This window comes from Bacillus sp. FSL R5-0709 (assembly GCF_038004785.1).
GTDB classification, from domain to species: domain Bacteria; phylum Bacillota; class Bacilli; order Bacillales; family Bacillaceae_G; genus Bacillus_A; species Bacillus_A mycoides.
In genome coordinates this window covers 2,709,470-2,729,500 of sequence record NZ_JBBORT010000001.1, presented here as the reverse complement: position 1 = coordinate 2,729,500, position 20,031 = coordinate 2,709,470, and the positions used below count along the sequence as shown (strand labels likewise).

The 20,031-nt window shown below is 31.9% G+C and carries 19 protein-coding genes; 14 read left to right on the top strand and 5 right to left on the bottom strand.

Annotation, left to right across the window (positions count from 1 at the left end; all coding sequences use genetic code 11):
• Complete coding sequence (locus tag MKX37_RS13940; RefSeq protein WP_002127801.1) at window positions 1-1,536, top strand: MDR family MFS transporter; 1,536 nt, start codon at window positions 1-3, stop codon at window positions 1,534-1,536.
• 54 nt (window positions 1,537-1,590) lie between these two features.
• Here the strand turns inward: MKX37_RS13940 and MKX37_RS13935 are convergent, their stop codons facing one another.
• Window positions 1,591-1,911: a hypothetical protein gene (locus tag MKX37_RS13935; protein ID WP_002032538.1), complete on the bottom strand. Its 321-nt coding sequence runs from the start codon at window positions 1,909-1,911 to the stop codon at window positions 1,591-1,593.
• A 255-nt stretch (window positions 1,912-2,166) separates the two neighbouring features.
• Here MKX37_RS13935 and MKX37_RS13930 point away from each other — a divergent pair, with 255 nt between their 5' ends.
• A complete protein-coding gene (locus MKX37_RS13930) occupies window positions 2,167-2,946 on the top strand; it encodes a BC_2878 family exosporium-associated protein (protein WP_002127800.1) in 780 nt (259 codons plus the stop codon).
• A 286-nt stretch (window positions 2,947-3,232) separates the two neighbouring features.
• Here MKX37_RS13930 and ycaC read toward each other — a convergent pair whose 3' ends face one another.
• Window positions 3,233-3,868 carry an isochorismate family cysteine hydrolase YcaC gene (gene ycaC, locus MKX37_RS13925; RefSeq protein WP_002013351.1) on the bottom strand — a complete coding sequence of 212 codons (636 nt, stop codon included), beginning with the start codon at window positions 3,866-3,868 and terminating at the stop codon, window positions 3,233-3,235.
• 490 nt (window positions 3,869-4,358) lie between these two features.
• Between ycaC and MKX37_RS13920 the strand changes: the two genes are divergently transcribed.
• The 3 genes from MKX37_RS13920 to MKX37_RS13910 all read left to right on the top strand — a co-directional run bounded on the left by MKX37_RS13920 (window position 4,359) and on the right by MKX37_RS13910 (window position 7,727).
• On the top strand, window positions 4,359-5,129 hold the full coding sequence (locus MKX37_RS13920) for a GNAT family N-acetyltransferase (protein ID WP_002127799.1): 771 nt from the start codon (window positions 4,359-4,361) through the stop codon (window positions 5,127-5,129).
• 593 nt (window positions 5,130-5,722) lie between these two features.
• Entirely contained in the window at window positions 5,723-6,418 is a 696-nt protein-coding gene (locus tag MKX37_RS13915; RefSeq protein WP_002013348.1) for a CsxC family protein, read from the top strand.
• A 127-nt stretch (window positions 6,419-6,545) separates the two neighbouring features.
• Complete coding sequence (locus tag MKX37_RS13910; protein WP_078422491.1) at window positions 6,546-7,727, top strand: BC_2427 family protein; 1,182 nt, start codon at window positions 6,546-6,548, stop codon at window positions 7,725-7,727.
• A gap of 368 nt (window positions 7,728-8,095) precedes the next feature.
• Here the strand turns inward: MKX37_RS13910 and MKX37_RS13905 are convergent, their stop codons facing one another.
• Window positions 8,096-8,527, bottom strand: a complete 432-nt coding sequence (locus MKX37_RS13905) for a GNAT family N-acetyltransferase (protein ID WP_002012927.1) — start codon at window positions 8,525-8,527, stop codon at window positions 8,096-8,098.
• A 254-nt stretch (window positions 8,528-8,781) separates the two neighbouring features.
• Here MKX37_RS13905 and MKX37_RS13900 point away from each other — a divergent pair, with 254 nt between their 5' ends.
• On the top strand, window positions 8,782-9,642 hold the full coding sequence (locus MKX37_RS13900) for a DegV family protein (RefSeq protein ID WP_000538291.1): 861 nt from the start codon (window positions 8,782-8,784) through the stop codon (window positions 9,640-9,642).
• A 71-nt stretch (window positions 9,643-9,713) separates the two neighbouring features.
• On the opposite strand, the gene MKX37_RS13895 is transcribed toward MKX37_RS13900, so the two are convergent.
• Window positions 9,714-9,917: a hypothetical protein gene (locus tag MKX37_RS13895; protein ID WP_002127795.1), complete on the bottom strand. Its 204-nt coding sequence runs from the start codon at window positions 9,915-9,917 to the stop codon at window positions 9,714-9,716.
• A gap of 463 nt (window positions 9,918-10,380) precedes the next feature.
• Here MKX37_RS13895 and MKX37_RS13890 point away from each other — a divergent pair, with 463 nt between their 5' ends.
• The 5 genes from MKX37_RS13890 (at window position 10,381) to MKX37_RS13870 (ending at window position 15,494) form a co-directional block, all read left to right on the top strand.
• Window positions 10,381-11,649: a helix-turn-helix domain-containing protein gene (locus MKX37_RS13890; protein ID WP_002127794.1), complete on the top strand. Its 1,269-nt coding sequence runs from the start codon at window positions 10,381-10,383 to the stop codon at window positions 11,647-11,649.
• Window positions 11,650-11,891: 242 nt separating this feature from the next.
• Window positions 11,892-13,511, top strand: coding sequence for a M3 family metallopeptidase (locus MKX37_RS13885; protein WP_078422490.1), 1,620 nt, complete (start codon window positions 11,892-11,894; stop codon window positions 13,509-13,511).
• Between the two features lie 33 nt (window positions 13,512-13,544).
• Window positions 13,545-14,246, top strand: coding sequence for a 5'-methylthioadenosine/adenosylhomocysteine nucleosidase (locus MKX37_RS13880; protein WP_002127791.1), 702 nt, complete (start codon window positions 13,545-13,547; stop codon window positions 14,244-14,246).
• Between the two features lie 29 nt (window positions 14,247-14,275).
• Window positions 14,276-14,950, top strand: a complete 675-nt coding sequence (locus MKX37_RS13875) for an HAD family hydrolase (protein WP_016120368.1) — start codon at window positions 14,276-14,278, stop codon at window positions 14,948-14,950.
• 130 nt (window positions 14,951-15,080) lie between these two features.
• The gene (locus MKX37_RS13870; protein ID WP_002012933.1) at window positions 15,081-15,494 is read left to right on the top strand and encodes a GNAT family N-acetyltransferase; all 414 of its coding nucleotides are present in this window, start codon (window positions 15,081-15,083) and stop codon (window positions 15,492-15,494) included.
• A gap of 39 nt (window positions 15,495-15,533) precedes the next feature.
• On the opposite strand, the gene MKX37_RS13865 is transcribed toward MKX37_RS13870, so the two are convergent.
• The gene (locus tag MKX37_RS13865) at window positions 15,534-15,950 is read right to left on the bottom strand and encodes a hypothetical protein (RefSeq protein ID WP_002012934.1); all 417 of its coding nucleotides are present in this window, start codon (window positions 15,948-15,950) and stop codon (window positions 15,534-15,536) included.
• Between the two features lie 121 nt (window positions 15,951-16,071).
• Between MKX37_RS13865 and MKX37_RS13860 the strand changes: the two genes are divergently transcribed.
• From MKX37_RS13860 to MKX37_RS13850, 3 genes are all read left to right on the top strand, one after another.
• The gene (locus MKX37_RS13860) at window positions 16,072-16,719 is read left to right on the top strand and encodes a response regulator transcription factor (RefSeq protein ID WP_000865958.1); all 648 of its coding nucleotides are present in this window, start codon (window positions 16,072-16,074) and stop codon (window positions 16,717-16,719) included.
• Window positions 16,712-18,088, top strand: coding sequence for a sensor histidine kinase (locus MKX37_RS13855; RefSeq protein ID WP_002127789.1), 1,377 nt, complete (start codon window positions 16,712-16,714; stop codon window positions 18,086-18,088). The genes MKX37_RS13860 and MKX37_RS13855 overlap by 8 nt, the downstream gene beginning before the upstream one ends.
• 136 nt (window positions 18,089-18,224) lie before the next feature.
• On the top strand, window positions 18,225-20,021 hold the full coding sequence (locus MKX37_RS13850) for a Xaa-Pro dipeptidyl-peptidase (protein WP_002127788.1): 1,797 nt from the start codon (window positions 18,225-18,227) through the stop codon (window positions 20,019-20,021).
• Window positions 20,022-20,031 lie beyond the last annotated feature (10 nt).

Genomic DNA, 20,031 nt, shown 5'->3' with positions numbered 1-20,031 from the left:
ATGGTTGAAAAGAATAATAAACTCGGCTTCGTTGTTGCCGGTTTATTGCTAGGTATCTTAATGGCATCAATGGATAATACCATTGTCGTAACAGCGATGGGAACAATCGTTGGTGATTTAGGAGGTCTTGAAAACTTTGTATGGGTTGTTTCTGCCTATATGGTTGCAGAAATGGCAGGTATGCCGATTTTCGGTAAACTATCAGATATGTATGGTAGAAAGAGATTCTTTATTTTCGGTTTAATCGTCTTTATGATTGGTTCGGCACTTTGTGGTACTGCTGAAAATATTACACAGTTAGGTATTTATCGTGCCATTCAAGGTATTGGCGGCGGGGCACTAGTGCCGATCGCATTTACTATCGTTTTTGATATTTTCCCTCCAGAAAAGCGCGGGAAAATGGGTGGTTTATTCGGAGCAGTATTTGGTTTATCAAGTATTTTCGGGCCATTACTTGGCGCATATATTACGGATTATATTAGCTGGCACTGGGTGTTTTATATTAACTTACCACTTGGAATTTTAGCACTTATTTTTATTACATTATTTTATAAAGAGTCACGAGTTCATAGAGAACAAAAGATTGATTGGTTTGGCGCAATTACTTTAGTTGGTGCAGTAATTTGTTTAATGTTCGCCTTAGAATTAGGCGGACAAAAGTATGATTGGGATTCTAGCTTTATTTTAAGTTTATTTGCTGGGTTCGCTATTTTAGTAATTGCTTTTATTGTTATTGAACGAAAAGTAGAAGAACCAATCATTTCATTTGAGATGTTTAAACAACGTCTATTCGGAATGAGTACAATTATTGCCTTATGTTACGGGGCGGCATTTATGTCAGCAACTGTGTACATTCCGTTATTTATTCAAGGCGTATACGGTGGTACCGCAACAAACTCAGGATTATTGTTATTACCAATGATGTTAGGATCAGTAGTTACAGCGCAGTTAGGTGGATTTTTAACATCGAAACTTAGCTACCGAAACATTATGATTATTTCTGCTGTAATTATGCTAATCGGATTATTCTTATTAAGTACATTAACGCCAGAAACAAGTCGTATATTATTAACAATTTATATGGTTATTATCGGTTTTGGAGTTGGTTTCTCATTCTCTGTACTAAGTATGGCTGCTATTCATAACTTCGGTATGGAGCAACGCGGTTCTGCGACTTCAACGAGTAACTTCATTCGTTCATTAGGTATGACACTTGGTATTACAATCTTCGGAATGATTCAAAGAACTGGTTTCCAGGATCAATTAGAAGAATCGTTTAAAGGTATGAGCGGGGGAATGAATACAAACGCTTTAGGAGATTCAAGAGCTATTCTATCAGAATCGGCAAGATCTCAAATTCCGCCGCAAATATTAGATAAAATTATTGAAGCTCTCTCTAGTTCAATCGTTCAGACATTTATGTGGGCGTTAGTCCCCGCAAGTTTAGCGTTCGTATTCGTTTTCTTTATGGGAAATGAGCGCATGGTATATAAAAAAGAACAAAACAAGGTGAAAAGTGAAACATCAAAAGCATAAAGAAAAAGCTCCTTTCAATTTTGAAAGGAGCTTTTTCTTATGTACGGAGTCGAATTAGCCTTCGATAATTTCGTATTCTTCGTCTGCTAATAATAAAATTTGTGTTTTCTTACCTTTGTTTTGAACTTCGATTACATCATATGTACCTAAGTCTCTTAGCTTGCTTTGAGAAGCGTTAACCATAACTTCCATAGAATCAATTAAGATATCTTCTTCAACGTATGATTCAGGTAATGCCATATCTTCAGTATCTAATACACATGTATATAGATTTTGTAAGTTCTCAGCAGTTGGGTTTTGTTCCTCAACATCAATAATGTTTTTTACTGCTTCCATATTTTCTTCTTTTACTTGATATACTTTAATTTTAGTCATTGTTTTAATCTCCTTTATTACGTAATCTTAGAGGCTGCACCTCATTATAACGCTTTTTCATTGAAAGATGAAATTGTTATATGTATTTATAGTAAAAATTATGTGTTATTACTTATTATTGGTGTAATTTCCATATTGATGTTAGGCGTAACAAATTATATCCTTACGTTAAAATTATATTGTCCAAGCTTTTCATATATCCCGCTCATATTATGTGTATTAGATAAAAACATATAGGGAAGGGATTGAATGTAAGTGGATTGCGAGCCGAAACGAAATTGTCAATGTTGTCAAAATAGTATATGTGAATTTTTGAAAAGTTTAGATCCTTATTCTAGGATTGAGAGTATCACAATAGACGGAAACGAAATAGTTGTATCATATTTCATTTCATTTAATGAGATAAAAGGTATAGTTTCATTTGCACAAGAAGACAATGAGGTAATATTTGTAGATTGTTCAAGGATTGATGCGATTCGAATAGGAAAAGTGTGTAGTTGTAAAGCGAAAGTTAAATTTATTGAAGAGGATTTTAGTCTCCTTGGAAATGTTTGTCCACAGTGTTTAACGGAGGGAAGTACACTCTTTTTCGATTTTTATAATTCTGAATTGAATTTATCTCTACAAGCAAAAACAATTGATACGCCTAGATGTATTGAATTTACAGATGAACTTGGGAATGTAGTAAAGCAAATTACAATAGTAGGTGAAGCGATTGTTTCTAAAGATTTTGTTCAAGTGCCAGAACTACTAGATTTCCGATTGCTTTTATCGCATCCAGCTGGAGATCCTTTGAACTATGGATTGCTATTTATTAATTTCCCTGATGTTACTTTTATTATTATTTTAGTATCAAGCGGATACCTTTCCATTTCGAACTGTTTAAAAATAGAGAGTGGAACTGGCAATGCCGAAATAGAAGAAATGAAAAAAATGATAGTGGATGACAATAATACGTACAAGTCGATTATTAAGTTGACCAAAATATATAAAAATGGTGCGACGGAATCTTTTATTTCTAAGAAGGAGCTATAACGTACCTATTGATTAATCCTCTTAAAATATACGAGGCGGATTGTAGTAACGGAAGAAATCGCTTTGTTAGTATGGATGTTAGAAGTAAATAGGATGGCTAGTTGTACTAATAATTGCTATTTGTAATTTAAATATAGTAACGGAGGAACATACAATATTGGTAAAGCAATTAAGAAAAGGGCTATTAAAGCAGCCCTTTTCTTAATTATGTAAAATAGCTATTGGTAGTGTTTATTGAGTTTACATAGTTATTCAAAATTGATATCAAGTTTAATCAAGAATTAATTTATTTACTAAATTCTTTTTGAGCCCCCATATAGCTTCCAATGATATTTTGATAACTTGGAAGATGCTTAGCAAGTAAAGCTCCGAAACCTTCAACATCATTTCGCCAGTCACGCTGTAATTCTGCTGCAACGCTAAACCAGTTCATTAGTTGCACCCCTCCATGAGCCATACGCATAAGAGCGGCATCAGCAACTTGTTTACTAAAAGTTCCAGATGCATCCGTTACAACAAATACCTCATACCCTGCATTTATAGCTGATAGAGCTGGGAACGCAACACAAACATCAGTAACGACACCTGCGATAATTAACTGTTTTTTACCCGTTGCTTCAATAGCTTTTACAAATTCATCATTGTCCCACGCGTTAATTTGTCCAGGACGCGCTATTTTAGGCGCATTTGGAAATAGTTCGATTAATTGCTGCATGAGTGGACCATTAGGACCGTCTTCGAAGCTAGTTGTTAAAATAACAGGTAAATCAAAAAACTTAGCGGTATTCGCAAGAGCTAAAACATTATTCTTGAATTCATCAACACCATAGTCACGCACTAGACTGGAAATAAGACCTGTTTGATGATCCACTAGAAGAACCGCGGCATCACTTTTTGAAAGACGAGAATACAAATCAGACATTTTATAATCCCCCTTAATAAGCTTATTTACAAATCAATCTTACAGTTATTTATCTTGATTTGGTATACATGCAAAAATTTATCAACAAATAGTTTTCATTAGAATATTGGGATGTATGTATTTTTATATTGAGGAATTACAAATTTTTCGTTTTGGGAAACAATGTATTAATTGAGTGGATAGCTATGTGGTATGGTCCTAATGCTATCTATTATTTGTGAATAATAATGTTTTTACCTGTAAATAGAAAATGAGATATGAGGACTAAAATGAATCTGAAAATAGCAATTCTTGATTGGTAAATCATTTCAATGAAATTAGATGTTATAATAAAATTGAATTTACGTATAATTTATAATTATTTGACATTTTAGAGTTGAGTTTCATAGACATTTACTTAGATAATAAATAAGTGTGTATAAGAATACTAATAAAAGTTAACTCATGAAAATGTTGAGTCTAGTTGATTTTAAAGAAAGCGGGAATGTAAATGATATATGAGGCAAAAATACATACAAGAAAAAAATTAGTTTCTATGTTCGAGGATTTTAATAATGTTGTTCTACTTTCTTATTTACAAGGACATATGGGCAATGCCTGGGTGAACGATCTTGAAAACCCGACAGTAGCGCAAATTACGGTAGGGATTTTCACATTTTACGCTGGGGATCCAAATGCAAAAGAGACAGAAGAGTTATTACGTAACATCCCTGAAAGAATTTTAGTAATCGTAAATAGTGATCAATGGAAAAAGCGTTTAGAAACATTCCATGAAAGAAAAATAGATAAGTTTTTACGATATAAATTTAAAAGAAATGCAGAAGTGTTTAATCGCTCAAAATTACAATCTTTTATAACTGCACTTCCAAAAGGATATGAATTAAGAAAAATAGATGAGCATATCGCAAATAATCCAACATTACACAACGTTTCTGAAGATTTTACAAATCAATTTCGATCAATAGATGATTATGTAAATCGAGGTATAGGTTATAGCATTTTGTATAATGGAGAAGTCGTATGCGGTGCATCATCATATAGTATTTATAATGATGGTATTGAAATTGAAGTTGCTACTGATCTTGATCATAGAAGAAAGGGATTGGCAACTGTAGTTTGTGCGACCTTAATATTGGATTGTTTAGAAAAGGGGAGGTATCCAAACTGGGACGCAGCGAATAGTACTTCTGTCAAATTAGCAGAAAAGCTAGGGTATGTTTTTGATAAGGCATATGATACTTATTTTGTAAATAATAAGTGAATGAACGGGAGCGTGTACGGATTGTACAACGTCATAAGACTAGTAAATTAACGTTTAGTAGTCTTATTTTTTATAATTGCAAACAAAAACTAAACTATCCAAAGATAAAAAGGTATTAAAAGAGATGTTAATAAATGAAATTAAGGGAAAAGAATGACGACAAGATTGGTTTCCTAAGAAGAGTTGATAAATTTCAGTGAAAAATTTGAGAATAAAACAATGATATTAATGATAAGGATGAAGGGATTCCGCAAGAATTTGGGTATAAAAACCGACTTTTTTTAGTCGGTTTTTATTTTTTTCAACAGTAGAGTGATACTAATATTGATTTTTCTTCTATTACTAGTGAATATAATTAACACATCAGTTCCTACTTCCACGATGAGGGTTCAGAAATTCTCTTTTTATATAGGTAGATAATCATAAAGGCTTAATATATTAAGTTATGTGTGCTTAACTAACAATAAATTTGCTATTTTTTTGTAAATGATGAAAGTAACTATTATACAAACCCACGCATTAATAGAAGAGATACATATACAGTATAGAGAGTTAAAAAACTCCAAAATATTGTATAAAGGAGATTATAAAATATGAGCGAACAATGCCCAATTAATGTACCATGTCAGGTAGATGGACAAACTCAAACGCCATTAAGTGATGCAGCTGCAACACCAATTCTTACTCCAGGAACACCGATTGTAAAAATACCAGTTGTATTAGCAGAAAGAACAATTCAAATTGTTGTAGAATCTGATATTTCATTAGATCCTCCAGCAACTGAGATTAAACGTGTGTTAAAAAATGTATTTTTAACACAATGTAAGTTAGTTCCTGTAGCATTTACTCCAGTACCAGGTACAAATTACCGCCGAGTTACAAGAGCAAAATTATTTGTACAAGGATATATTCGTAAAAATATTGAATATGCAAATGATGAGTGTAATGGAGTGCTATATGATCGTATTGCAAATGTTCCATTTTCTGGTTTTGCAGATTTAACAGCAGCTGATTTTCTATCACAAGCTGTAGTAGCTTCTTCCTCAGATACTACATCTCACTTTATTAATCCTAAAAATGGTGATTTACCACGTTTAGACAAATACTTCTTCGAAAATACAGTTTTTTATAATGAACAACCATATTGTGAATTAGTAAGCGCACAATTTTTCGAATTAGACTTTTCACCTTGTCCAACAGAATTAAACGAGCCATTTGGAACTCTTCGTGAAAAAATTGTACTAGATCTTACTTTAAAAGTTTTACAAGTACAACAAGTACAAGTATAAGACTAAAAAAGCATTGTCTTTAATAAAAAGACAATGTCTTTTTTATTATTATAAAACATATATAATGATGGAATGGTCGCGTACAAAAAGCATATTTTTATGAATTTCATCAGATGGGGGGATGGTGATGAATAAGCCATGGGTTGGTAAGGAAATATGGAACAAAGTTTACAAATGGAAAATGCTGAATGTTCAAGATGATTCGCGCGAAATAAGAGAAAAAAAGGAAAGTAAAGAAACAGAGTCAAAAAAAGAAGATAAAGCAATGGGGATAGAGAAAGAAAGTAAAGAAACAGAGTCAAAAAAAGAAGATAAAGTAATTGGAATAGAGAAAGAGAGTGAAAAAACTGGATTAACAAAAGAAAATAAAGCGATTGGATTAGAGGAAGAAGAGGTGAAAATTGAATCAGTAAAAGAATATGAAGAAAGAGAATTAGAGAAAGAAGAAATAGCAATTGAATCAAACAAAGAAAGTGAAGAGACTGAACCAGCAAAAGAAAATAAAGTGATTGGATTAGAGAAAGTAGAAGTAGCAAATGAATCAGAGAAAAAAAGTGAAGAAACTGAATCAAAGAGAGAAAGTATAGGTTTAGGATCAAAAATAGAGACTTCAGTGCATTCAATGGTAGTGAAAACGCCATTTTCTATTATTTCAGAAGTGTCTAGCTTTAAAGTATTTCCAAAAATAAATGTGAAAAATCAAGATGCATTTGTATTTCGAAATGAAAAAGATGCGGAGGGGCGTGAATTAGATTCTAAGTTATTAACTACAGTGCAACAGTATCATTCGGAGGCTTATTGTAAATTAGTTTCTTTAAATCTTCATGAAAAGAGAGTGCTTGTTGAATTATATAATCAAAAAGTTAAAGGGAATAATGAAGAGAATAAGGTAGAGACATCTTCATGGATTCCTATTCACAGCATAATATTAGAGAGTGAAAATGGGGGAGAAGTAAGTAATTATATAACAGCCAGACTACCAATAGAAATAGGAAGATATAAAGGTGAAATTAGTTTACGAGAAAAAGTGGTATTTACAGAAAAAGTGATAGGAATAAAAGAGGTGGAACAGGAGATTATTTTGACAAAAACCGAATTTTTAGTACCAAAAGTAAAAAAGAATGGACAAAATAAATTTACAGTTGAAAAAGGGAGCTTATTGGTAGAAGGATATATATATCAATGTATTGAATACATATCAGAACAAAGTACATTTCATGACAATGTGTATCAGTTAGTACAAAATATTGTATTGGAATTAATCATTCAAGTGATACAAGAACAGGAAGTACAAGTGCGAATTACATAAAAATGATTATATTCCCTTGATTAGCTCATTATTTTTATTCGTAGCGTATCAATGCGTAATCTTTTGTAAATCATTCAGTGCTATAGAATATCCTCCAAACGGTTTATCCTCAATGAATTCATTTTAATATTTATGAAGGATTATATTATTGCTAGCTAGGATAGTTACTTAATTGTATGGATTTCTTCAGGTTTAAGTTTTAAAAAGGTGCTAACAAGTTTGTCAACGAACTTGCTAACACTTATTTAAAACGGACATAAAATTGGCGTAAATGTTGTTTGATTAATGAAGCTAATTAATAACATAGATAATTACATCTTATAACCTAGGGTGTAATATAAAGTATATTCACTCCTTTTTTACAAAACTCACAATTTAAATAGTAAAACATGTTTATCGTAATTTTCCAAACACCAATTATATTTTTTTAGAATAATTGGGTGGACGTCTTCTTCTGTAGTATCGACTTCAGTATAGCCGTATTTTTTATAAAAGCTTTCTAGTTCTTCAAAAGGAAGACAATACACATTTTGTATTTGTAATTTTTTCGCAGTTTGTACTAAAAATGAAACAAGTTCTCCAGCTAATTGTAGACCCCTGAATTTAGGAAGAATGAAAATTCCACCCATTTCAATTGTATCTTCATCTATTTGGACTAAACGTCCAACACCCGCATACTCTTTGTTGTATGTAATGATCGCAACCTTATCTCGTGATAAATCACTCGGTACAAATCCGATTGATTCGTATTGGTTATTAATCCATTCTATATCATTAGGTATAGCTAGTTGAATTCCCATTTTTAGGCCTCCATTTGAAATGTTTTAATATTTCTATTATATAAAGAACGATACGAGTTGTAATTCATAATTGGCACAATAAATTATGAAAATAGGAGAAAACGGTATCATTTTTAATAATAGTTCAAGTTTTGAAGAAGAGTGCATATAATATAAAGTCTTTTCCTTTCTTCATTTAAGTTTTACGTATATAATTTAAAAGTACTATTTTTATTTTATATTTTTTATATTTATAACAGAATAGAGGTTTAAAAATGGGTGTTAAAATCATTACGGATAGTGCGGCGGATTTACCGGTAGAATTGCTGCAAGCATATGATATTGATTTAATTCCACTCCGTGTATATGATGAAGCAGAAACAGAGTATTTAGATGGGGTTACATTAAAATCGGTTACATTACTGCAAAAAATGAGAGAAGGTGCAGTGTATAAAACGTCACTGCCTTCACTTGAAACATTCCAAGAAAAATTTGTTTCTTATGCAAAAGAAGGTAATCCTTGTATATATTTAGCTTTCTCATCTGAACTGTCCGGTACATATCAATCGTCAGTTCTCATTAAAGAAGAAGTGAAAGAAACATACACTGATTTAGATTTAGAAATTATTGATACAAAATGTGCCTCACTCGGTCAAGGTATTGTCGTATTAGAAGCTGCAAAAATGGCGAAAGAGGGCGCATCAAAAGAAGAAATATTAAACCGTGTCGCTTTTCTAATGAACCATATGGAACATATCTTCACTGTAGCTGACTTGCAGTACCTAGTGAGAGGTGGGCGTTTAAGTAAAGTAGCTGGTTTTATCGGTGGTTTATTAAACATTAAGCCGATCTTAAATGTGGATGAAGGGAAACTTGTACCACTTGAAAAGGTAAGAGGGAAAAAGAAAGTATTAAGCCGCATTGTTGATATTATGGAAGAGCGTGGGAAAGACCTTAAAGGTCAAACAATTGGTATGACTCACGGTGATGATTTAGAAACTGCCGAAGCATTAAAAGCATTAATTACTGAAAGATTCGGCTGTGAAGTATTTATCGTAAATACAATTGGAGCTGCAATCGGAGCGCATACAGGACCTGGTGCGTTAACATTGTTCTTCTTAAATGAAGTAGAGTAAAGGATTGATCTTTTGATCAATCCTTTTTTTTATTCTATTATAATTGTTTTATGTAAATAAAAAATATGTAATTATTTCTTCACTTTCTCTTTAAAAGGTAAGAAGGTAGATAGGAAAGTAATGATAACTAGTCCAAAGCTGACTCTTTCAGTTTGATCAATTACTAAGTCATTTTTCCACTGATAAAGGAAAGAAGCGATTATTAAAAGTAAAGCAGCGCCTCCAACATATCTTACTATTTTTCGTGCGGATTCATCTTTAAGTCTTACAATCATGTTTATCATCCTTTCGAGTTTACTAAATAATTCGACAAACTAATTACTAGGAAGTGATATTGATAATTCATCTATTAAGCTTAATTAATTTATTTTGATATACAATAGATGTCTTTCATGTACTAGGTAAATGTAATTAACCATACGATCTAATTTAAGATGGATAGTTTACATGTCGTTAAATCTTTTCATTAAGTTTATCGTAATTCAAGTATATGACGCTGTCTTTGTTAATAACAAGTAGTAAAATTGCATGAAAAAAATGGACAAAAAAACCAAATTTTAACCATTAAATTTAACAAAGTATCTAGAAATAATCATAATATGAATGTAAAATTAAAATGGGTGATACATTTTTTTACATTTGTGAAATTATAAAGTTTATTTAGTATGAAAGATTAAGAAATACATAATGACTTAATTAGTAAAAAGCATGAAATGGTTAAATAGGGAGAGTAGAGAGATGGAAATTGGGGAACGTATTCGGCAAGTTCGTATGCATAAAGGATTAACACAGGGGGAGCTCGTATCAGAAATATGCTCAGTAACCTATTTAAGTAGAATTGAGAGTGGGAAAATCAAACCATCATCTTCTTTTTTAAAGAAAGTTTCTAAGAAGCTGGATGTTGATGGTGATTATCTCATAGAAGGTAATCACGAGGAGATAAAGCTTACTATTCTTGAAATATGTAATAAATATAAAAAAGATAAAAGTATAACTAAAGCTGAATTATCCTCATTAGAATTATATGTGCGTGAAGTGGATTCAATCCCTTTATTATTAAAGGTATATGGTGTACTTATATACTATCATGCCCGACAAAAAAACTTGTTATATGTGAAGTCGCTTGTAGATCAAGCTTCGCAAATGATACCAAGTCAGGTCGAAATGCAAGATCCTGAAGATTATATTTATTATTTAAAATCTCGAGGTTATTATTTTTATAATAAACAAGACTACATTGCTGCGCATGATATTTATGTACAGGCTGAGAGTTTACTTGGAGTAGAAGAAACTGAACAACATGCTCATATATACTATAATTTATGTCATGTATATAAGGAGCTTTATAAAGATAAAAGTATTAGTCGTTTGTATGCCTTAAAAGCTTTCAATATATACAGAAAAAACGGTATGCAGAAAAACGTAATAAATGCACTTTTAATGCTTGCCGTATTGTATATTATGGATGAGTTATATGACAAGGCACTTGAAATTTTACAGCAGGTAGAAAATAGTTTAGCTACTAATGGTGATTCAAAGTATTTACCTATCATTTCTTATGATTACGGGAAAATTTATCAAGGTTTGAAAGACTATACGAATGCCATTAAATACTATGAAGAAACTTTGGAGTTAAGTGAATTTTTATCGGAGAAAGATCAAAAGGTGTATGCATTACGAAATATGATAGAGGTGTACATAGAACTTAAAGATTGGAAAAATGTTAATAAAGTTATGGATGAAGCATTTCATTTTATATCGATTTATGATGTACCAATTGCACATGTCCAACTATATGGTTTGAAAGCTAAAATATTCAAAATACGTGGAGATTATTATGAATATGAGAAAAATATACAAAAAGCAATTGACGTGGGAGTAGAAAAAAAGCAACATCGCTTAGTTGCTGAATTATCCTATGAGTTAGGTAACTTTTATAATGAAAATCGCTCTTATAAATTATCTGCGAAGTACTTTAAAATTTCAGCTGAAAATAAAATGGATTAAAACAGGTTTTCAGTAATATGTTTTCTCAGATTATTAATTAAAAGAGGTTCCCACGCATTAATGGTTCTGTATGGGAAGGAATCACAAAATAAGAATTTCGTATAGGAAGAAATAGAAAATGAAATATCAAATTACATTCATATAAGTTTGAACATTTCAAGATATTAAAATTTTGATAGTTCATATATAATAGTGAAAAGAGTAGATTTTTGTAACTATTTGTAAAAAAAGAAGGGTGCAAAATGAATAAAATAATACAAGCCCAATCTCAATGGGATTTGGACAGGCTATATCCTCAAGAACAAAACTTCACGTTTTCTATAGAAACGATAGAAAGATTAAAAATTGAATATAAAGCAACAAAAGACTCAGTAATCCTTTCACAACTTATAGAGGCTATCGAAAAAGCAGAGTATTACTTATATTGCCGTGCTGCTGAAGATGAGAAGCATCCTGAAAATACTTTACTAAGTGTAAAAGTAAATCAATTAAAGAAAGAAGTTCAACTATTAATAGAATCTAGTAAGGGACAAAGTGTTAATACAAATCATTCAAGTATTAAACTAATAGAAAATGAATTAAAAGCTTGGGAAGATATGTATACACAATTAAGAAATAAAATAGAAGTAATACACGATAAAGAGACTTTATCATTTGGACAAGCAAATTACGTTGCGATGAATAGTGATGATCATAATGAAAGATTAATAGTATTTGATTCTCTTACAAATGCTTTGAATAAGGAAAAAGATATCTTCGCTACTGTATTGAATCAAATAGGAAGATTACGTCATGCTAAAAGTGATGAAATGGAAGGGACAGAGATTTTAAAACAATCACTACAAGCAAATGGCATCTCTGAAACTGCATTATCCCAAATGTGGAATGCAACGGAACAAAATCTTACGAAGCTAGTAATTGCGTTAAACGGTTATAAAAAAGGAAAGAATTCAATTACATGGTACGAGCTAATGACATGGAAAGAAAGTAATGAGACTGTTATTCCTTTTTCAGTAGCAGTAAAAAACATATATGATGCACTAAAAAATATAGATGAAGAATTGGCACAGTTCGCACAGAATGCAATAGCAAATGGATGGGTAGATGCTGAACCGAGAGATAATAAACCACCAGGTGGGTTTTGTGCTCCTTTTTTCAGTGAAAAAGAATCCCGTATTTCAATGCGTTATGATGGAACAATTGATAGTGTAAGAGTACTTGCTCATGAATTAGGACATGCTTGGCATTTTTATGTTATGAGTTTGGAACAATCTACTTCATTTTTAGATGATTACCTGCCAATGAGTACAGCAGAATCAGCGTCTATTTTCTTTGAGATGGTGCTCGTAGATCACTTAATAAAAACAGCAGAATGTACAGAAATGAAAAAGGCATTGCTTAGCTGGAAAATTAGAAATAGCTTTAATTATGTTATGGCAATTCGTGCATCGTTTCAGTTCGAAAAGAGTTTTTATGAAAAAAATAAAGAAGGTCCTATAAGTGCTGATGAAATTGAGAAATCATCTATAGCAGCGCAAGAAAAGGCATACGGAAATGCACTAACAGAATATCAGCCATTTGTTTGGATGAAATACGTTCAGTTTTATATAGCAGACGTTCCTTTTTACAATTATCCATACACATTTGGGTATTTAGTAAGTTTTAGTTTACTAGAATTAGCGAAAGAAAATAAAAGTGAATTTCATTTGAAGTATAAAGAATTTTTGCGAGAAACGGGAAAAGCTCCAGTTGAAGAACTTATGAAAATACATTTTGAAATTGATCTAACAAATTATGAATTTTGGAATAAAGCTTTTATACAAATAAATAAAGATATTGATGAATATTTGCAGCTTATGTAGGGGGAGAACAAATTAACAAAGGGGACTACATACATGAACAGAATCGGTATTATCGGAGCAATGCAAATCGAAATAGACTTACTATTAGAAAAACTACTTATTAAAGAGGAACATACTATTGCGGGAATACCTTTTTATAAAGGAAACTTCATGGATACAGAAATTATTATTACGCGATGTGGTGTAGGAAAGGTAAATGCTGCCGCATGTACACAAATTTTAATTAATAAATTTGATGTGGATTCTATCATTAATACAGGTATTGCGGGTGGATTACATCCGGATGTGAAAATTGGTGATCTAGTTATTTCTACAAATGTTACGCATCATGATGTTAATAAAAATCAAATGAAGAATCTATTTCCGTTTCAAGAAGTGTTTCATGCAAGCAAGGAATTAAGAGATTTAGCCCGAAAAGCTGTTAATAGTAGTAGTTTAAATATTACTGTTCATGAAGGAAGAATCGTCAGCGGAGAATGCTTCGTCGAGGATTCAAAATTAAAGGAGCAATTAGTCACTGAATATGTACCTCATTGTACAGAAATGGAAGGGGCAGCAATTGGACATGTTTCTTATATAAATGACATACCGTTTCTTGTTTTGAGATGCATTTCTGACAGTGCAGATGATTCAGCGCAAGTTTCATATGATGATTTCGCGAAAACCGCAGCGAATTATTGCTCAGAAATTATTGTTGAGATGCTTAAAAATATTTCGATTAAAGCTGTATTGTAGTTCATAAGTAAAGAATGGGAGAGAATATCATGTTACAAGCACTAATTTTCGATATGGATGGAACTTTATTTCAAACAGATAAAATTTTAGAGTTATCACTAGATGATACATTTGATCATTTACGGTCACTACAATTATGGAATACGATAACACCAATTGATAAATATCGTGAAATTATGGGTGTACCTTTACCTAAAGTTTGGGAAGCTTTATTACCTAATCATTCTAATGAAGTAAGGGAACAAACAGATGCATATTTTTTAGAAAGACTAATTGAAAATATAAAGAGCGGAAATGGTGCTTTATATCCGAATGTAAAGGAAGTTTTTAGTTTTATAAAAGAAAATAATTGTTCTGTTTACATTGCTAGTAATGGTTTAACGGAATATTTACAAGCAATCGTATCTTATTATGATTTAGACCAATGGGTTACGGAAACATTCAGTATTGAACAAATACACTCGCTAAATAAAGGTGACTTAGTAAAAAGTATTTTGATGAAATATGATATAAAAGAGGCAGCGGTAGTTGGGGATCGTTTATCGGATATTAATGCGGCAAAAGATAATGGTCTAATTGCAATTGGATGTAATTTTGATTTTGCACAAGAAGATGAACTTGCTCATGCTGATTTAGTAATTGATGATTTAATGGAACTGAAGGGGATATTACCAGAATTGAAGAATACGTACATAACAAAATGAATAAGTTCACATTCAAATGAATGCTCAGGATAATATATTTTTGGGCATTTTTATTTTTCAAAAAGATACATTTGGATAGAGAAAGTGGGGGATTAAGCTGGAAGATATACAAATTAAGCAGATTGAAGATTTGTTTAAATATGAGATTAATCACCTTATTCAAGAAAGTACAAAAGAGGGATTTAACTTCTTAATAAAACTAATAAATGAATATGAAAGTAAAAGAAATACATTTAGTAAAACGGGCGAATGTTTATATGGCATTTTTCGAGGTGATACGTTAATTGGAATCGGGGGATTAAATCAAGATCCGTATACGAAAGTTAATAAGATTGGCCGATTGAGGAGATTTTATATTTCAAAGGATTATCGGCGCATCGGATTAGGGAAGTTGTTATTAAAGAAACTATTAAGACATGCGGAAAAGTATTTTCACGTTGTTGTTCTACATTCGGATACAAAGCAAGGTGAGGAGTTTTATAGCGCAAATGGATTTGTAAAAATCGGAAATTATAAAGGTTCAAGTCACCTGATAAGATTGTAGAAAGGTTCTATACTCAAGTATGGAACCTTTCTTATGCAATTACATCTTAACATTCATTTGTTTCAATAAACCCTTAGGATCACCTTTTACATAATAAAAATGCGGATTATTTTCATCATCGTAAAGCATAATATAAGGTTTTTCATTAAGCGGGAGAAGAATAAGTACCTCATCAATTGTTGTATGTAACCATTGATTTGTAATAGAAACTGGTTTAGATAAAGGGATTTTTATCATGTGACCATCTTTTGGAACGACGTTTAAGTTTTTGAACGGGCCAGTAATGTATTTAGCATATTGAACAGCTTCTTTTTGAATAGCTGGATCTAAAGATTGTTTTTGAACGACCATTTCTTTTTTACAATCAAATACTTCAATTTGTTTATTTGTATTTGCGAACGCATTTGTTGATAATAAAAAGAAGAGAAGAGTAATGACTCCTATTTTTTTGAACATGAAATAACACCTCACACTTACTATACCCTCAAACGTTGTAAATATTTTTATGTCACATTGATGTAACAAAGAAGTTGTATGATAAAATTGATATTTGTTTATAAGTAATGGAGGAAATGTAATGAAAGTATTAATCGCGGATGATGAACAAGATATGCTGAAAATTTTAAAAGCATATTTTGAAAAAGAAGGCTTCGAAGTTTTATTAGCAAAAGATGGAGAGGAAGCACTTCAAATATTTTATGATGAGAAAATTGACTTAGCTATTTTAGACTGGATGATGCCGAAAAGTAGTGGTATTACTGTCTGTCAGGAAATAAAAAAGAATTCGAGTGTAAAAGTATTAATGCTTACTGCGAAAAGTGAAAGTGAAGATGAATTAGCAGCTCTTCAAAGCGGGGCAGATGAGTATGTGAAAAAACCATTTCACCCAGGAGTGCTAATTACGCGAGCGAAAAAGCTTGTACAGCATGAAGATGTTATTCAAGTTCAAGATTTAAAAATAGATTTCACCAAAAATAAAGTATATAAAAATGAGAAAGAATTAGACATTACAAAGACAGAATTACAATTAATAAAGTGCTTTTTAAATCATAAAGGCACGATTTTAACGAGGAAAAAGTTGTTAGATATCGTCTGGGGATTTGATTATTTTGGGGAAGAGCGAACGGTTGATACGCATGTAAGAAGATTACGTAAAAAAATAGGAGAAAATATTATAAAGACACATCGCGGTTTAGGATACAGTTTGGAGGAAGAGTGTGAATAAACTCGGTAAAAAGTTATTTTTCAGCATCTCTTTAACAGTCATCCTTATTTTTGCCATCTCTTTATTATTAATCAACTATTTTTTACCAAAATATAATGTGCACAAAACACGCGAAAGCTTAGAAGGCATTACAGCGCAAATCCAGTCAATACCGCGTAAAGAGCTGGATAATGCTATAAATCATATTGAAAATGAAGGTAATGTTACGATTGCTTATACATCAATAAATAGTTCAGAAGATGCTATTAATGAAGAATTACGCATGCAACTTACAAAAAAGAGAGTTGCATTGAATAAACTTTGGATTACAAAAGAAGAAATTACGAAAGTGAAGAACCTCGGACAATCGAATAAAATATATGATCAAGAAAAGATAAAATCTAGTTTTTTTGCGAAATACATTGCGAAAGATGATATGTTGATTTTAGTAGGAGTTTCTATCGCACATTCAAATGAAGTAATTAAAACGCTTAACTCATTTTATATATACATTTTGGGATTCTCACTATTTCTTATTATCGTGCTCGTCTGGATTTTTTCAAAAACAATCACTACGCCACTGAATGAATTGAGTGATGTCGCAGAAGATATTTCACGTCTGAAATTTAAACGGACGAAAGTTAAAACAAATGATGAAATAGGTGATTTAGCAAATAGTATAAACATTATGAGTGATAAATTACATGAAGCACATCAAGATTTAACAGATCGAAATGACCACTTAAAACGATTTATGGGCGATGTAACTCATGAATTAAAAACACCAATCGCATTAGTAAAAGCATATTCTATGGGAATAAAAGACGGTTTAGATGATGGCACATATGTTGATACAATCATTAAACAAACAGATCAAATTTCAAATTTAATTGAAGAGTTATTGCGATTTTCTAAACTAGAAAGAGATATTTTACAAAAAGAAGAATTCCCTATTGAACCACTAGTACAAAGTATAATAGATAAGCATAAGATTGAACTAGAGTCGAAAGAAATCAAGTTGCAAGTGAACTATAGTGTTGGTGACACGATTGTTTATGCTGATTTAAATAAAATGAGAATGGTCTTTCAAAATTTAATTTCTAATGCGATAAAATATACAACGAATCAAAATATAAAAATCATATTAGAAGAGAAAAATGGCATTGTGTATTTTCAAATTCAAAATGGTATTGCTGCTGAGGTAATTAAAGAGGTAGATAAAATTTGGGAGCCTTTTTACGTATTAGAATCTTCTCGCAGTAAAGAAAAATCAGGTACTGGATTAGGATTAGCGATTGTAAAAAGTATATTAGAAAGACATGGTTTTGAATACGGAGTTTCGGTAGAAGATGGAGAAATACAATTTTATATGTATATAGAAAGGAACTAATTGTTATTAGTTCCTTTTCTATTATCTTGAAAGATTCGAATGTTTTACAAATTTCTCAACTTTCCATAAAATATAAACTGAATTTTCTGCAATTTTAATGTATAGTAAAAGAAGGAATATATGGGGAGGGAAGGGCATGAGGAAAAAGAAATTAGCAATAACACTTTCAGCTATATTATCTTTAACAATTACTTCAGGAGTTTCTAGTATGACTGCACATGCAGAAAATAAAGAAGGGAGCTCTGTAAAAGGGAGTGATATTAAGTTAAATGGTCAAATTTCAGAAGCTTTAACTCCAAACACAAAAATTCAATTGGAAAATGGGATGACAAAACCAATCTATTCTCTTGATGAAGCAATTATTGAAAATTTATTTGTAGAGACAGAAGTCGATAGTGATAGAGATGGTAAGAAAGATCGAGTATCAATTAAAGTTATGCGTCCAAAGACAGAATCAAATGTAAAAGTTCCTGTTATATATGAAATGAGTCCATATCGATCTGGATTGAAAGATGTTCCTGTTTATAATGTTGATGAAGAATTGTATGCGTATGAAGGAAAACCGTATGCAGCGGTTAATCTTGGTTCATACGGCAATTATTATGTTCCAAGAGGATATGCAGTTATTTTAGGCGAAAGCATCGGAACTGGAAAATCAGATGGATGTCCGACAACCGGAGATGAACAAGAAATACTAGGGACGAAGTCTGTCATTGATTGGGTAAATGGGCGTGCAAAAGCATATACAGAGGATGGTAAGGAAGTAAATGCAAATTGGTCTTCGGGAAATGTAGGAATGACAGGAGTTTCTTATAATGGTACGTTACCGAATGCTGTCGCAACGACAGGAGTGGAAGGGTTAAAAACAATTATTCCAATCGCAGCGATTAGTAGCTGGTATGATTATTATCGTGCAAATGGGGCGGTTATTGCGCCAGGTGGATATCAGGGAGAAGATACAGATAATATGGCAGAAGCAGTACTAACAAGAAAGAACCCTGAAGTTTGCGGGCAAATTATTAAAGAACTAACAGCTGGACAAGATCGTAAAACAGGCGATTATAACGATTTTTGGGATAAACGTAACTATGTAAAAGATGTTAAGAATGTGAAGGCTAGTGTGTTTGTTGTTCACGGTTTAAATGATTGGAATGTAAAAACGAAGCAGTTCGCACAGTGGTGGGAAGCTCTTGGCAAAAATAATGTTCCTCGTAAAATGTGGTTACATCAAGGTGGACATGGTGGAACATCAAGTAATAACTGGCAACAAACCCAAAATAAATGGTTCGATTATTGGTTATATGGAATTGAAAATGGAATTATGGATGAACCGATGGTAGATGTACAACGTGAAAATAAATCGTGGCAAAAAATAAAAAATTGGCCAGATCCAGCAGCTGTACCATCAAAAGTCCGTATGTATTTAAGTAATAAAGCAGTCAATCTACCATTAAGTATGGGATCAGTAAACAATGTTTTCTCATTAGTAGATGATGCTAAAATAAAGTCAAATCAACTAGTAGAAAACCCTGAGTTAGAAATAGCGAATCGATTAGTATATACAATGCCTGTACTGCAAAAAGATATGCGAATAAGTGGTACGCCTAAAATTTCAATAACAGGAAATATTGATCGATCTGTTTCAAATTTAACAGCTTTACTTGTTGATTATGGCGGAGCGAGGCCTGAAATTGTAACGAGAGGTTGGATGGATCCGCAAAACTTAAATAGTATAGAAAATTCAACAGCGATTCAACCTGGTAAAGATTACACATTTACATGGGACATGCAGCCAGATGATTATGTATTTAAAGCAGGGCATCAAATGGGGGTCGTTTTAATCGCAAGTGATTACGATTATACAATTAGACCGAAAGCAGGAACGAAGCTAACGGTGAAATTGAGCGAAGTGACATTGCCGATTGTGAAATAAATAGTTTTTG

Coding starts and splice junctions, on each gene's coding strand:
- MKX37_RS13865 (WP_002012934.1), bottom strand. CDS start 15,950: ATGTTCAAAAAAATAGGAGTCATTACTCTTCTCTTCTTTTTATTATCA.
- MKX37_RS13905 (WP_002012927.1), bottom strand. CDS start 8,527: ATGGGAATTCAACTAGCTATACCTAATGATATAGAATGGATTAATAAC.
- MKX37_RS13900 (WP_000538291.1), top strand. CDS start 8,782: ATGGGTGTTAAAATCATTACGGATAGTGCGGCGGATTTACCGGTAGAA.
- MKX37_RS13880 (WP_002127791.1), top strand. CDS start 13,545: ATGAACAGAATCGGTATTATCGGAGCAATGCAAATCGAAATAGACTTA.
- MKX37_RS13885 (WP_078422490.1), top strand. CDS start 11,892: ATGAATAAAATAATACAAGCCCAATCTCAATGGGATTTGGACAGGCTA.
- MKX37_RS13895 (WP_002127795.1), bottom strand. CDS start 9,917: ATGATTGTAAGACTTAAAGATGAATCCGCACGAAAAATAGTAAGATAT.
- MKX37_RS13935 (WP_002032538.1), bottom strand. CDS start 1,911: ATGACTAAAATTAAAGTATATCAAGTAAAAGAAGAAAATATGGAAGCA.
- MKX37_RS13850 (WP_002127788.1), top strand. CDS start 18,225: ATGAGGAAAAAGAAATTAGCAATAACACTTTCAGCTATATTATCTTTA.
- ycaC (WP_002013351.1), bottom strand. CDS start 3,868: ATGTCTGATTTGTATTCTCGTCTTTCAAAAAGTGATGCCGCGGTTCTT.
- MKX37_RS13860 (WP_000865958.1), top strand. CDS start 16,072: ATGAAAGTATTAATCGCGGATGATGAACAAGATATGCTGAAAATTTTA.
- MKX37_RS13915 (WP_002013348.1), top strand. CDS start 5,723: ATGAGCGAACAATGCCCAATTAATGTACCATGTCAGGTAGATGGACAA.
- MKX37_RS13875 (WP_016120368.1), top strand. CDS start 14,276: ATGTTACAAGCACTAATTTTCGATATGGATGGAACTTTATTTCAAACA.
- MKX37_RS13920 (WP_002127799.1), top strand. CDS start 4,359: ATGATATATGAGGCAAAAATACATACAAGAAAAAAATTAGTTTCTATG.
- MKX37_RS13940 (WP_002127801.1), top strand. CDS start 1: ATGGTTGAAAAGAATAATAAACTCGGCTTCGTTGTTGCCGGTTTATTG.
- MKX37_RS13890 (WP_002127794.1), top strand. CDS start 10,381: ATGGAAATTGGGGAACGTATTCGGCAAGTTCGTATGCATAAAGGATTA.
- MKX37_RS13910 (WP_078422491.1), top strand. CDS start 6,546: ATGAATAAGCCATGGGTTGGTAAGGAAATATGGAACAAAGTTTACAAA.